Origin of the sequence: Paracoccus ravus, from assembly GCF_004522175.1 — a bacterium.
Taxonomy (GTDB): Bacteria; Pseudomonadota; Alphaproteobacteria; order Rhodobacterales; family Rhodobacteraceae; genus Paracoccus; species Paracoccus ravus.
Window position 1 is genome coordinate 1 of sequence record NZ_SDEB01000009.1, and the last position, 14,090, is coordinate 14,090.

Below are 14,090 nucleotides of genomic sequence, written 5' to 3' on the forward strand. Positions count from 1 at the left end.
GCCTGACGAAGCACAGCCATGATCTGCGGTTCCGTGAAACGGCTCTTTCTCATTCGAATCTCCTCAGCTCACGCTACGAGAAAATTCTACTTATGCAGCCCCTTAACCATGGGGAGGATTACCCGCGCCACGGCAGGCCCGTCCGCACCCGCCATAGAACGGCTTCCAGGAACAGGCGGTTATCCTTGCCCGTCACGCCGCTGTCGCTCTTCTTTCCGGGCAGGTGCGGCTCAAGGCACAGCCAAACCCTATCCGACACCACAAACCGCTGTTCGTCCATTCAGGCCTCCCTTTGGAAAGCTTGAATCAGAAATCAGCCGCAGCAGGAATCCTGAATGTCAACAGGCCCTAGCCGCGATCAGCGTTTTGGATCAGTCTGCCATGGCTCCGCGCCTCGACCCGGATCGCGGCAAGCTTGTCCAATCCCTTTGCTTCCAAAGCAGGGATCATCCGCAGAAAAATCGCGGCCGTGGCTTCGGCATCCCCCATCGCGCTGTGGCGGGCATGAGGGGGGATCGCAACGCCCAGCCTCTCGGCCAATGCCTCGAGTGTATGCGGCGCGGCCTGTCCCCAGAGCATCGCCGAAAGCAGGACCGTGTCCAGCACACGGTTCGGAAATTGCACGCCGGTGTCTTTCTCGGCCGCACGCAAAAGTCCCATGTCGAAGGGCGCGTTATGCGCGACCAGAACGGCCTCGTCGGTGAAATGGCGAAAAGAGGCGAGAACCTCGCGCAAAGCAGGGGCATCGGCGACATCCGCGTCCGTGATACCATGTATCGCGGAAGCCGCAGCTGGGATTGGCCGTCCCGGATTGACCAAGGTCTCGAAACGCTCGCCCGTCAAATGGCCGCCCATGATGCGCAATCCCGCGATCTGGACGATCCGGTCGGTCATCGCAAGACCGGTGGTCTCGGTATCGAAGACCACAAAGGTCAATTGTGAAAGCGTCTCGGCATCGGAGACGGCAGGCCGATAGGTCAGGTTGACCGGCAAGGCGCATTGACCGATGCCGGCGGGCAAGGGCATGAGAATGCGTCCGCCGTCGGATGTGGTTTCGGTCCAGAGCCCCGAGCCCAGTTCGACCGCAAGCAGCGCACCGCTGATACCGGGGCGATCCGCGTCAGGCCCCTCGTCGAGCCATTCATCCAGTTCCGCCATGCCGAGCGGAGCACCACTCCAATGCAGCGAAATCAGCGCCTCTTCCGGCTCGGCAAGAATATCCAGCACAGCCGCTCGGCCGGATCCGTCAAGCCGGTGCAGCAAATGCCCGAGCAGAGCGGCAAGCCCGCCCGCCTCGGCCTCGATGCAAAGATCATCGATCCGCCCCAGGCGCGCCCCTTCGATCGAGGCCGCGAGCGCCCGGGCTTCGACCTGCGCGCCGCTGGCCGGAGAGGTTTCGATATCTCGCAGCGCCGCGATGAGCGCCATTCCCTCGTCCTCGACCGCCTTGCGGACTGCGGGGGGCAGCGCCTCTTGGGCTGCACCCAGGATCGGAACCAGGGTCGCCGCATGACGGCGCAGGCGCTCGGTCGCGCGGGCGCGTTCCTGCTGTCCGGCGGGGCGGAGGATCAGCACCCGCTCGTTACCCACGGCCCGCATGGTCCCCGCCAGTCGATGACCAGCCAGCGTCATCACCGTGATCGCGGTCGCCCCGCCCGCGACCGCCAGACGCCGTTCGGCGGCTTTGAGTGCGCTTGGACGAATATGCCGCGACAGAGCGCAGCCCAGAACCATCCCGGATAGGGCCGATTTGGCAGCCGCGTTGAAAAAGATCACCCGCCCCCCGGCATCGATCATGAGGGCGGCGGCACCGATGTCGCCGAGGACGGCCTCGAGCATCTCCTTTTCTCGGACATGGGCGCGCGTCCGTGTTTCGACCGCCTCGGCAAGGGCCTGCTCGGACAGGTCGCGCGCCCTCGCCGCATCGCGGGCGGCCGGTCCAAGATCGGCAAGATAGCGGCCCTCGGCCTCTGCGGGCGGGGTTCCGGTGCGCAACCCCCCGGCAAGCGTTTCGATCGGGCGGGCGACATGTTCGTCAAAGAGATGCCAGACCCAGAGTACAAGCGGCAATATCCCGAAGAAACCCGTGGCCCCCGCCGCGATCAATGTCGCAAACAGGCCGGGCGTCGCGGCGTCGAGCCTTTGCCAAACCACAAGCAGCGCCGCCCCCAGAGCCAGGAGCACCCCGGCCAGCAACCCCGCGAAGATCAGAAAGATTCTGAGCCGCAAGGAAAGCCCGGTCATCACGGCACCCCAAGAAGGCGCGTCATCTCGGCCCGCAGCTCGGCCAGTTCGAAGGGCTTGGCGATGAAGCCGTCCGCGCCCAGAGCAAGCCCCTTGCGGCGCTCGAGCACCGAGCCGCGCGCCGTCATCATCAGGACGCGCACTTCCGCAAGCGCGGGATCGGCGCGCAGTTCTTCGACGATCTGGTAGCCCGAGATATCGGGCAGCATGATGTCAAGCAGCACCAGATCCGGGCGTTCTTCGCGAATGACCTTCAAGGCGCCGCCCCCCTCGGCGAGACGACGATGCGTATGGCCGTAGCGCGACACCAGGAACTCAAGCGCGGTCGCGATATTGTCCTCGTCCTCGATGATCAAGATGCGCGCCATCAGCCATTCTTTCGGCATATGGCCGCAAAGGCCGGATCGTCACCGCCCGGCTGCCAGGCGCTTTCCGCCTCGCCCGAGACCGCGCGCAGCCTCGCCCCCGCACAATCGAAATCCAGCGTCACGCGCCGCGTCGGCTGCCAGCGCTCGACAAAAAGAACATCGCCGCGCTGAAGCCCGGCCTCGCCCGGGCTGACGCTCGCACGGTCGATCACGGCAAAGCGGTTCACCATCGGAACGACGAAGGCCCAGGGCCGCCATGCCTTCCCCCCGCTTCCGGTCTGCAGAACCTCGACCGTATCGGGCAGTTGCGCCCGGACGCGGGAATACCAGCTATATTCGTTCCAGATCGTAAAGCCGAGCATCGAAATGCCGACAATGGCCGGCAGGATCCAGCCGGGAACCGCTGCTCCGGCCTTTCGCAACGCATGCATCGCGGCATATGCCGCCGCCGCCGCGCCAATGCCGACGGCGACCATCCCCAAAATATCCCATGCCATACCGCTCATCATCCAAGGGCTCCTTTTCCATGGCCGACGGCCGATTGCATGCTGCGCACGACGACAAAGGCGTCGCGAAGGTGGCTGCGCTCGAAATCCGGCAGATCGACGGGCGCAAGAAAATTATCGGGCTTCAATCCGGCCCGGACCCGGCGGGCCTGATGTTCCAGCCGGCGCGATTGGATCAGGTCATAGGCCGCGATCATATCCGCGGCACCCGAGGGCGACATCACCCCAGCCTCGCCCGCGGCGACCAGCCGCGCCCGGGTGTTGACCGCCGGGATCCCGCCCTGAAGCGCATAGATCCGGGCCAGATCGGTGATCGGGACAACGCCGTTCAGCTTCATGTCGATCTGGTTGCGATGCTCGCCCGAGCGGATCGTGGCAAAGCCCCCGATCAGCCCCAGTGGCGGGCGATGCTTGAGCGAATTCGCGATCATATGCGCGACAAAGATCGAGTTGCGGCGCGCCGCCCAAAGCGTTTCGGCCTGCAACTCGGCGAGCAGCGCGACATCGCCGCCAATGGCGCGCAGGTCGAACATGACACTTGCCAGCATCTGGGCCTCGGGACTCGGGCGCTGGATCCAACCCCGGAAATAGTCGCGCCAGATGCCGATCGGCTGCCGCCAGCGCGGGTTCGAAGCCATCATCTCGCCCGGGCAATAGACATAGCCCGCCGCGTTCAGCCCGTCGGTGACGATCCGCGCGAATTCACCGAACCAAGGATGATCGGGATCGGCGCCGGGAGCAAGGATCAGGCAGTTATCCTGGTCCGAGACACCGGTCTGTTCCTGCCGACCCTGACTGCCGCAGGCCGCCCAGAGCCAGGCGGCCGGGGGCGGTCCCAGGCGTTCTTCGGCCATGCGCAGCAGACGCCGCGTCACTGCATCGGCGACATCGGTGATCTGCCGGGTGATGACCTCCTGTCGCTGGCTGGCGGCGACGAGGCTGGCGAGCAATTCGGGAATGCGCGCGGTCGCGCGGCGCAGAGCGGCATCGTCGGGAGCCCCGGCGATCTCGCGCATCAGGACCGAGCCTAACACCGCCTGGACCCGGGCCAGATCCGTCTGCGTGATCATGCCGACAAAGCGTCCGGCCTCGGTGATCGGCAAATGACCGATGCCCCGCTCGGCCATCAGGTTCAGAACATCGGCCCCAAGGGCCTCCGGTCCCAGCGAGATCGGCCCGGAGGTCATGATCGTCGCGACCGGCGCCTGAGGGTCGCGCCCCTCGGCCACCACCTTGCCGCTGATGTCGCGCACCGTCACGATCCCCAGCAGCCTGCCATCCGGCGCGGTGACCCCGAGAGAAGAGATGCCAGCATCCCGCATCATCCGGGCGGCGGCGACGATCGGCTGTTCGGGCGCGCAAAAAACCGGCGGTCGGCTCAGCAGTTCCGCGACACGCAGATCGGCGAATTGCGCCCCCGCCTCGGACCGCGCGCGAGAGACGCCGCGATGAAAAAACCGCGCGAAGCTCGTGTTCGCGGCCATGAGGTGGCGGAACTCGACCGGCGGCAGCAGGAGGATCGTTCCCGACCGGCTGACCCTTGCCGACGTGGCAGCCAGACCGTCGCGCAAGAGCCCCCGCTCGCCGAAACTGTTCCCGCGGCCCAGCGAGGACACCGCCTCGCCGCCCGGTCCGGTGACCTCGACACCTGCGCTTTCGATCAGGTAGAGCCCGTCGAGCGGCTCGCCATGGCGATAGACGATCTCGCCCGCCTGCCATTCCCTGCGGCTGAAGAAACGGGCGACGCGCGCCAGCTCGTCCTGCGACAGGGCATCATAGGGATGAATCGTGGCTAGAAAGCTGCTGATCTGGTCCATTGCGATCATCCGGGGTTGGTCGCGCCCCGAGGGGCGCGACCGTTTTCGCTTCAGTGATGGGTGGCCGCACCGGCGCCGCGCGGGATCCGGATCGATTCGACCAGTTCCTGCACATGGACCGGGGGCTCCTCGGTTGCGTTCGAGACGACATAGGCCACGAGGAAGTTCAGCAGCGCGCCCACGACACCGAATGAAGCCGGAGCGATGCCAAAGAGCCAGGCTGCAGGCGTGTCGGGCAGCATGTTGGTCCCCGCGACGAAGAACCAGCCCTTATAGGTGAAGATATAGAGCAGGGTCGACAGAATACCCGCCAGCATCCCCCAGATCGCGCCATGCTTGTTCACGCGCTTCGAGAAGATGCCCATCATCAGCACCGGGAAGATCGAGCTGGCGGCAAGGCCAAAGGCCAGAGCCACGGTCTGCGCGGCAAAGCCCGGCGGGTTCAGACCCAAGAGCGTCGCCACAAGGATCGAGACCGCCATCGAGACGCGCGCCGCATTCAGCTCGGATTTCTCGCTGATATTCGGATTGATCGCGCCCTTGATCAGGTCATGGCTGACCGCCGACGAGATCGCCAGCAGCAGACCCGCCGCCGTCGACAGCGCCGCGGCCAGACCGCCGGCCGCGACAATGGCGATGACCCAGCCCGGCAGGTTGGCGATTTCCGGATTGGCCAGAACCATGATGTCATTGCTGACCGTCGGCAGTTCGTTGCCTTTCCAGCTCGCCGCATCGGCAGGCGCGTTCGGCAGTTTCGCGATACCCGCCGCGAGGGCTTCATCATAGGCCGTCTGCGCCGCGTCGATCGCGGCCTGATCGCTGCCCGCCTTTGCCGCGGCCAGAGCCTTGGCCTGAGCATCGGCACCATCATTGTAATACTGGATCAGGCCGTCGCCGTTCTTGTCGTCCCATTTCAGAAGACCGGTCTTGGCCCAGGTCCGCATCCAGTTCAGTTCCGGCTTCGATTCGATATCCGAAATCGAAACCGCAGGCTGCGAGAAGGTCTCGCCCGTCGCCGCGCCCGGCCACATGGTGGTCGAGAGGTTCAGACGCGCCATCGAGCCGACCGCCGGAGCGACGGTATAGAGCAGCGCGATGAAGACCAGCGCCCAGCCCGCCGAAGAGCGCGCATCCGAGACTTTCGGCACGGTGAAGAAGCGGATGATGACATGCGGCAGGCCCGCCGTGCCGATCATCAGCGCCAGAGTGAACATCACCATGTTCAGGGTCGAACCATTATGGGTCGTGTAGGCCTTGAAGCCCAGATCCGTCACCACCTGATCAAGCTTGGTCAGGAATTCGGTATTCGATCCGTCATGGGTGCCAAACAGGCCCAGCTGCGGCAGGAAATTGCCGGTCAGCGCCAACGAGATGAAGATCGCCGGGATGGTATAGGCGATGATCAGCACGATATATTGCGCGACCTGGGTATAGGTCACGCCCTTCATGCCGCCGAAAACGGCATAGGCAAAGACCACCGCCGCGCCGATCCAAAGGCCCGTCGATTTCGAGACTTCCAGATAGCGCGCGAAGGTGATGCCCACGCCCTCCATCTGGCCGATCACATAAGTGATCGAGATGATCAGCAGGCAGATCACGCCGATGATGCGGGCAGTCTGCGAGTAGAAGCGGTCGCCGATGAATTCCGGCACCGTGAACTTGCCGAACTTGCGCAGATAGGGCGCAAGCAGCATCGCCAGCAGCACGTAACCGCCGGTCCAGCCCATCAGATAGGTCGAGTTGTCATAGCCGGTGAAGGCGATGAGGCCGGCCATCGAGATGAAGGACGCCGCCGACATCCAGTCGGCCGCCGTCGCCATCCCGTTCATCACCGGATGCACGCCACGGTTCGCCGCGTAGAACTCCGCCGTCGAACCCGCGCGGGCCCAGAACGCAATGCCGAAATACAGGCAAAAGCTAAGCCCGATGACGATGAGGTTAAGGGTAAACTGATCCATGGCCTATTCCTCGACCCCGTGTTCGCGGTCGAGACGGTTCATCCGCGCCGCGTACCAGAAGATCAGCACGATAAAGGTCAGGATCGACCCTTGCTGGGCAAACCAGAAGCCCAGATCGGTCCCGCCTACCTTGATCCACGAAATCAACGGCCGCAGCAGGATGCCGAAGCCGTAAGACACAAGCGCCCAGATGACGAGGCACCATCCGATGATCCGGACATTGGCCTCCCAATAGGCATATTCGGGATGTTTCTCGCTCACTCCCCGTATCCTCCCTGTGATGAATGCGCCGCCTTTACGATGGCCCGACCTCGGCGGCTTCGGTCGGGTATTCGGGCAGGCGCGGGGCTCTCCTCTTCCGCCGCGCCTGCCCTATTCCGTCAGGTCCGGTTCATCCGGTTCTCGATCAATTCCTCGACGACGGCGGGTTCGGCCAAAGTCGAGATGTCGCCCAGGCTGCCATAGTCGTTCTCGGCGATCTTGCGCAGGATGCGGCGCATGATCTTGCCGGAACGGGTCTTGGGCAGGCCCGGAGCCCATTGGATCAGGTCGGGCTTGGCAATAGGCCCGATTTCGGTGCGGACCCAGGTCTCGAGCTCGCGCTTGAGCTCGTCGCTGGGATCGATCCCCTTCATCAGCGTGACATAGGCATAGATGCCCTGCCCTTTCAGATGATGCGGATAGCCCACGACCGCCGCCTCGGCGACCTTTTCATGGGCGACCAGGGCGGATTCCACCTCGGCCGTGCCCATGCGATGGCCCGAGACGTTGATCACGTCATCGACCCGGCCGGTGATCCAGTAATAGCCGTCCTCGTCGCGGCGGCAGCCGTCCCCGGTGAAGTAATAGCCGGGATATTGCTGGAAATAGGCTTCCATAAAGCGCTGGTGATCGCCCCAGAGCGTGCGCATCTGGCCCGGCCAGCTATCGGCGATGGCCAGCACGCCCTCGACTCCGTTGCCGGTCTGGATCTCGCCGCTTGCCGCGTCGAGCACCTCGGGCTTGACGCCAAAGAAGGGCAGCGTCGCCGAGCCGGGCTTGGTTTCGATCGCGCCGGGCAGGGAGGTGATCATATGGCCGCCGGTCTCGGTCTGCCACCAGGTGTCGACGATCGGGCAGCGGCCCTTGCCCACATGCTTGTCATACCAGACCCAGGCCTCGGGATTGATCGGCTCGCCCACGGTGCCAAGAACGCGCAGGCTGGACAGGTCGTGCTTGTCGACCCATTCCGGTCCCTGCCCCATCAGCGCGCGGACCGCCGTCGGCGCAGTGTAGAACTGGTTGACCTTATGCTTGTCGCAAACTTCCCAGAAGCGGCCTGCATCGGGCCAGGTCGGCACGCCCTCGAACATCAGCGTGGTTGCGCCATTCGCCAGCGGGCCATAGACGATATAGCTGTGCCCGGTGACCCAGCCGACATCGGCGGTGCACCAGAAGACGTCGCCTTCCTTGTAATCGAAGACATATTGATGCGTCATCGCGGCATAGACGAGGTAGCCGCCGGTCGAATGCACCACGCCCTTGGGCTTGCCGGTCGAACCCGAAGTATAGAGAATGAACAGAGGATCTTCGGCATGCATCGGCCGCGGCGGGCAGTCGGGGCTGACCTCCTCCATCAGCTTCAGCACATCGACATCGCGCCCGTCGATCCAGGTGGTCTGATCGCCCGTATGCTTGACCACAAGGCAACGCACCCGGTCCGAGCAATGCAGAAGTGCTGCATCGGTATTCGATTTCAGCGCGGTGCGACGGCCGCCCCGCGGTGCTGTATCGGCGGTGATCACCAGTTTCGCGCCGCAATCATTGATCCGGTTCGCCAGTGCATCCGGCGAGAAACCCGCGAAAACGATGGAGTGGATCGCGCCGATCCGGGCACAGGCCAGCATGGCATAGGCCGCCTCGGGGATCATCGGCATGTAGATCACGACCCGATCGCCCCGCATCACGCCTTGGCTCAAGAGCACATTGGCAAAACGGTTCACCTTGTCCGAAAGCTCGGCATAGGTGACATGGCGGGCGGGCGCCTTGGGGTCATCCGGTTCGAAGATGATCGCCGTCTGGTTCGCGCGCGCGGGCAAATGGCGGTCGATGCAATTCACCGAGGCGTTCAGAATGCCGTCCTCGAACCATTTGATCGAGACCTTGCCAAAGGTGAAATCGGTATGCTTCACAATCGAATAGGGGTGAATCCAGTCGAGCCGCCTGCCCTCGCGCGCCCAAAAACCCGCCGGATCCGAGACCGACTCGGCATAAAGCCGTCCATAATCCTCGGGCTTGAGCAACGCGTCCTCGAACCCTGGTGGAATGGGATGCTTCTGCATCGCTTCAATGGACATTACTGGCCTCCTCTTTACCGTCGCCGCAAACTGGCGGCACGCTTCCCCTCGCGCCGGACCAGTTATTCAAGAGAAGCTAATACATTGTCGCGGATATCGTAAACCTTTTTTTTCGAAAGGAAATTTTGTAAATTGCTTCACAATATAACGAGCCATCTTGTAAATAATTCACAGTCTGCAATGAAAAGAGCGGCGCAAAGATCTGCCTGTCTCATCGGGTGCGTCCGGCAGGGACCTTGCGCGTTGCACAGGCTTTGCGTCACCTCTGGCAGTGTTCCATGCTCGGTCACGGGAACCTGAGCTGGATAGGGATGCGGAATTTGGGATGTCGAGGCACTGCATGATGATCAAAAGCCCTTCCCGTCCTTTCAGTGCGATCGCAGTGGTGTCACTTGCACAGTTGCTTGGAACGTCACTCTGGTTCAGCGCAAACAGCGCCGGCGAAGATCTGTCCCGGGCGTGGAATGCCGGTGCTGCGGATATCGGCTGGCTGACAAACGCCGTTCAGGCGGGTTTCATCCTGGGAACGCTTGCCTTGGCTTTTTCGGGCATGGCGGACCGGTTTCGCGCAAGCACGATCTTTGTCGGGTCGGCTTTGGCTGGGGCAGTCTTCAATGTGGGATTTGCCTGGCTGGCCCAGGATGTCCTGTCGGGAAGCATCTTTCGCTTTCTTGTCGGGCTCAGCCTGGCGGGCATCTATCCCATAGGCATGAAGCTGATCGTGAGCTGGGAGCCCGATCGCACCGGCCAGGCGCTGGCCTTGCTGGTCGCCATGCTCACGCTTGGCACGGCCCTGCCGCATTTCCTGCGTTTCACCGGTTCGGGGCTTTCCTGGCGATGGATCATCACCTGCTCTTCCCTTCTGGCACTTCTGGGCGCCGCGCTTATTCAGAATCTGGGGACCGGGCCGCATCTTCCTTTGCGCAAGGCGGGCGAGGCGCATCAACCCAGACGTTTGGTTCTCGCGGCCCTCGGAATTCCCCGCTTCCGTGCCGCGGCGACCGGCTATTTCGGGCATATGTGGGAACTCTATTCCTTCTGGACGGTCGTCCCCCTCTTGCTGGCTGCCACAGGGCTGTCGGACGCTTTCCCCCTGTTGGGAGTCGCGGGGCTCTCCTTTTTCATCATTGCCGCGGGCGCGCTTGGCTGCTTGGCCGGCGGCGTGCTTTCGCGCCGGGTGGGCAGCGCAAGGGTCGCCTTGGGCGCCTTGGCGATCTCCGGTAGCTGCATCATCCTTTTCGCGCTGGCCTGGCAATCCCTTTCGCCCTTGGGATTGCTGGCACTCTTGTTGATCTGGGGCACCGCCGTTGTCGCGGATTCGCCTCAGTTCTCGGCCCTGTCCGCGCGCGCCTGCCCTTCGGATCTGGTCGGAGGCGCATTGGCCTTGCAGAACGCGATAGGTTTCACGATCACGATGGTTTCGATCTGGGCAGCGACGGCCGTAGTTGCGAAATTCGGGCCGTCGGCAGTTGCGATCCTCGCGCCCGGTCCCGTGCTCGGGCTATGGGGCTTTGCGCGGGCCATGCGGAACGGGGCCTGAACGAGAACCGTGAATCGGCCCTGGCACTCCGAAGCCTAGCGTCGCGATGACACGAACCGGTTCAGCGCATAAAGGCTCTGTTCGGTCACGCGTTCGATGACCGCGTCCTTTGACAGCTGGGGTTGAACCTTCTCTACGATCCGGGACAGCATTTTTGCCGCCCGTGCGATCACCAGGTCCTGCAGCGGCGACAGCAGGCGGTTTCCCAGCAGTGCGCGTGACCGCACGCCTTGACCGCGCAACCCGGTCAGCGCGACATAGCTCTCCAACAGGGATGAGGGCATGACCTGAACCTGCTTCAGACTTATTTCGACGGATTGCGCCCAATCCTCCCATTTATAGCGATGGCTGGGATGGGTTGGAGTGACGGCGATAAAGGGAGTCCTCAGGGCATCTGCGACGATTGCGCCATGCATGGCCTCGGTCACAAGGACATTTGCTCCGCGAATCCGAGAGATCAATTCCAGCGGCTCTGTCCGAGGATCCAGATAGGTCACGCCGGCGCGTGCACAGACCTGAGACCAATTGCCACGCGCAGCGCTTTCGAAATGCGGCATGAAAGCGGGTCCGACATTCACGGTAGCCACAGGCAGGTCAATCGCGCGCAAGAGAATGGCTGCGTCGGTCAGCGCGATTGACCGATCCAGGCCAAGCTTTTCGGCGGTCAAGGGCCCTCGCACCCAAGCGAAATTCCAAGTGCCATCCGAAATGTCGGGGACAGCGGTATAGCCGCCATAGCCGGACCCGATGACATGCTTGATCGCCTTGGCAGGGTAGTGATCCCAGATGATCGACCCGATGCCCAAGAACAACTCGCTCGGATCCTCGTCGAGAAAACCCGGCGGAAGCAGCCTTTGCCAGATGAACCTATTGATTTCGTCCCCGAAATTGGGTTGATCCCCTCGAAAATATGTCAGCCGCATGGCGGGAAAATCCTGTCTTCTTCAGTATGTCGCGGGAATCGGAGATGGCCGGGCACGGACAACATCGCGCCATCCCTCACCATGGATCGAAGGGGAGCGTAAAATCGCGACGCAAGGCATGGCTGACGCGGCGATAACGCAAGACATTGCGCGCAAATCTGCGTGGATGGGAAATCAGGTCTGTCCGAGGCGTCATGAGGCGGGCCAAATTCCCATTGCCGCTTGTCGATTGCGGGTTCCCGACGCGATAAACGGCCCCCGCGAAAGGCAGGCTCCCCAGAGGTTGGCCCTGTGTCGCAAGATCGTCATGAATGAAGACGTGGCTGCCCAGACGCCGCTTGATGGCCATCATGTCGGGACGCCCATCCTCCGTGAGGAACCGGCCCAGGAGCGCGCGACGGATGATATGAGAGGTGCCGCACAGCATATGGAAGCCGGGCTTTTCGAAGCACCAGGACCCGCCCCCCCAGACATAGCCGCGATCGATCGTCCAGCCGGGCGCGCCCAACTCTGCGGCCACGAATTCGGCAAGGCGCCGATGCACGAAATCGTCGAAATCCACGACCATGACAAAAGCGTCTTCGCCGACGCCCTCGAGTCCCGCATGAATGCGAAGCCCCTTGTCGCGACGAACTGCGTCGTAAAATCGCTCTTGCTCTCGGTTCCGGTCCGGCATCTCCGGCAATGGCAGGTTCACCCAGACGACGCGGGCGTTCAAAGGCATCACGGGCAGATCCGAGCCAGCATTGGCCACAACCACGCATTGCCAAGTCGATACGGTCTGGGCCGCCACCGATGCCAAGGTCTGGGCCAGACAAAATTGCACGGCCGTCCAGTCCTTGACCGAAGCGGGATGTCGAACGGGAATCACGAAGACGAGCGGTACGGTCATGGTAAGATCGGTCTCAACGGCTGTCTTCCCTATGATTTCCTGGCAATTGTCTGGCGCAAGGTCGTCACGCGGTTCCTCGCGACGAACAGCACGGTCAGGCCATAGGCCAAGACCCCACCCCCGATCTGCATCGCGACCAGAAGGCCAGGGCTGGCTGCGACCCCCTCGCGCAAGGCGATCAGCACGGCGGCCATCACCATGCAGCCCAAAATTGGGGCCAAAAATTGCGAGACATATCGGCCGAATGGCAGGTCGATCATGCGCCCCGCGGCGGCGGCGGCGACGGGCCAGACCACCCAGGTCTTTGCCGCAATCGCAACGACGACGACCGTCACGCCATAAGGAAACAGCGCGACAATAATCAATCCGGTCAGTATCTGCTGCAGGGTTTGATACCACATCCACCAATCCGCTCGACCTTTCGCCCGGATCAGCGCGGCCTGAAGAATGCCGATGCAACTGAGAAGGCCGATCGCGCAAAACGCCTGAAGCACGGATGTCGCCGCGTTCCACTGCCCGCCAAAGACCAGCGGAATAAGCTGACCGCCAACAATTCCGAGGCCTGTGAAAACCGGAAATGCCAGCAGCGCAGAGAGGAATGTGGTGGCAAGATAGGCCTCACGCAACTTGTCCGGCTCGGTCTGCATCGAGGACAGCAGCGGATAGGCCACGGCCGCCAGCGCCCCTGTCAGCACATCGTTGAGCATTTGAAAGATGCGCCTGGCAAACGAGAAGACACCGAGCGCAGTTGATCCCAGCAAGGCACCGATCAGCAGTTGATCAAGATTGATCGATGTGATCAGCCGGCTTCCCGACGCAAATCCGCCGAAGCCTGCCAGTTCGCGCAGCGCGCCTTTGTCAATCCGCCACGATGGGCGCCAGCGGATCGACCACCAACTGACAACGCAAACGACCATGGCGCCCGCGAGTTGCGAGGTGACCAAGGCCCATAGCCCATAGCCCAGTCCGAGCACGACGAGCGAAGCGAGCATCGACAGCACCGAAGATATCAACGTGCGCAAAGCCAGGCGGCGGAACTGCATCTGGCGGCTGAGCAGGGCCGAGGGCACGACGCTCCCAAGATCGGGGATCAGGCGCAGCGCAAGAACCGGCATCAACTGCCGCAGCATCGGGTCGCGCAGCAGAAAGGCCAGCGCCACCGCGATTCCATAGAGCCCCACTCCCCATAGCAGACACAACCAGAAGGTTGCGTTCAGATGCACGGGGCTCAGATCCACCCTTTGGACCAGGGCATCGCCAAAACCCGCTGGCGAAAACGCTCCGAGCAGGCCAATGATCGCGGCCGCCAAGGCAACATGTCCTAATTCCGCCGGCCCAATGACACGAGAGACGACCAGGAAGACGACGAGCCCCGCGGCCGCCGGCAACAATGCATTGATGCCCGACCAAAGCACCCCGGTGAAGGCGCGGCGCGCGCGCCCCGATTGGTAATGCGAGAGCGCGTCAGGAAAACTCTGCCCCATCCGATCAGCTTTCGATTGCCTG

At 62.9% G+C, this 14,090-nt stretch carries 12 protein-coding genes; 1 reads left to right on the forward strand and 11 read right to left on the reverse strand.

The features are described from left to right. Window positions 1-118: 118 nt before the first annotated feature. From ESZ60_RS09210 to acs, 8 genes are all read right to left on the reverse strand, one after another. Entirely contained in the window at window positions 119-280 is a 162-nt protein-coding gene (locus ESZ60_RS09210; RefSeq protein WP_425331316.1) for a transposase, read from the reverse strand. A gap of 68 nt (window positions 281-348) precedes the next feature. Further along, complete coding sequence (locus ESZ60_RS09215) at window positions 349-2,244, reverse strand: 3'-5' exonuclease (protein WP_245155637.1); 1,896 nt, start codon at window positions 2,242-2,244, stop codon at window positions 349-351. Continuing rightward, on the reverse strand, window positions 2,244-2,612 hold the full coding sequence (locus ESZ60_RS09220; protein ID WP_134680289.1) for a response regulator transcription factor: 369 nt from the start codon (window positions 2,610-2,612) through the stop codon (window positions 2,244-2,246). Before ESZ60_RS09220 ends, ESZ60_RS09215 begins: the two co-directional genes overlap by 1 nt. Then, complete coding sequence (locus ESZ60_RS09225) at window positions 2,612-3,121, reverse strand: hypothetical protein (RefSeq protein ID WP_134680290.1); 510 nt, start codon at window positions 3,119-3,121, stop codon at window positions 2,612-2,614. Before ESZ60_RS09225 ends, ESZ60_RS09220 begins: the two co-directional genes overlap by 1 nt. Beyond that, the gene (locus ESZ60_RS09230) at window positions 3,118-4,935 is read right to left on the reverse strand and encodes a putative nucleotidyltransferase substrate binding domain-containing protein (RefSeq protein WP_134680291.1); all 1,818 of its coding nucleotides are present in this window, start codon (window positions 4,933-4,935) and stop codon (window positions 3,118-3,120) included. The genes ESZ60_RS09225 and ESZ60_RS09230 overlap by 4 nt, the downstream gene beginning before the upstream one ends. A 50-nt stretch (window positions 4,936-4,985) precedes the next feature. After that, entirely contained in the window at window positions 4,986-6,893 is a 1,908-nt protein-coding gene (locus tag ESZ60_RS09235; protein ID WP_134680292.1) for a sodium:solute symporter family protein, read from the reverse strand. Window positions 6,894-6,896: 3 nt separating this feature from the next. Continuing rightward, window positions 6,897-7,154 (reverse strand): DUF4212 domain-containing protein, encoded by a 258-nt coding sequence (locus ESZ60_RS09240; protein WP_134680293.1) that lies wholly within the window; start codon window positions 7,152-7,154, stop codon window positions 6,897-6,899. Between the two features lie 119 nt (window positions 7,155-7,273). Beyond that, a complete protein-coding gene (gene acs / locus ESZ60_RS09245) occupies window positions 7,274-9,229 on the reverse strand; it encodes an acetate--CoA ligase (protein ID WP_134680294.1) in 1,956 nt (651 codons plus the stop codon). 385 nt (window positions 9,230-9,614) lie between these two features. Between acs and ESZ60_RS09250 the strand changes: the two genes are divergently transcribed. Then, on the forward strand, window positions 9,615-10,769 hold the full coding sequence (locus tag ESZ60_RS09250) for an MFS transporter (protein WP_209021265.1): 1,155 nt from the start codon (window positions 9,615-9,617) through the stop codon (window positions 10,767-10,769). Window positions 10,770-10,804: 35 nt separating this feature from the next. Here the strand turns inward: ESZ60_RS09250 and ESZ60_RS09255 are convergent, their stop codons facing one another. The 3 genes from ESZ60_RS09255 to ESZ60_RS09265 form a co-directional block, all read right to left on the reverse strand. Beyond that, window positions 10,805-11,692, reverse strand: coding sequence for a polysaccharide pyruvyl transferase family protein (locus ESZ60_RS09255; RefSeq protein WP_134680295.1), 888 nt, complete (start codon window positions 11,690-11,692; stop codon window positions 10,805-10,807). Between the two features lie 76 nt (window positions 11,693-11,768). Then, the gene (locus ESZ60_RS09260) at window positions 11,769-12,584 is read right to left on the reverse strand and encodes a glycosyltransferase family A protein (protein ID WP_134680296.1); all 816 of its coding nucleotides are present in this window, start codon (window positions 12,582-12,584) and stop codon (window positions 11,769-11,771) included. 29 nt (window positions 12,585-12,613) lie between these two features. Continuing rightward, window positions 12,614-14,068, reverse strand: a complete 1,455-nt coding sequence (locus tag ESZ60_RS09265; protein ID WP_134680297.1) for a lipopolysaccharide biosynthesis protein — start codon at window positions 14,066-14,068, stop codon at window positions 12,614-12,616. Window positions 14,069-14,090: the final 22 nt, after the last annotated feature.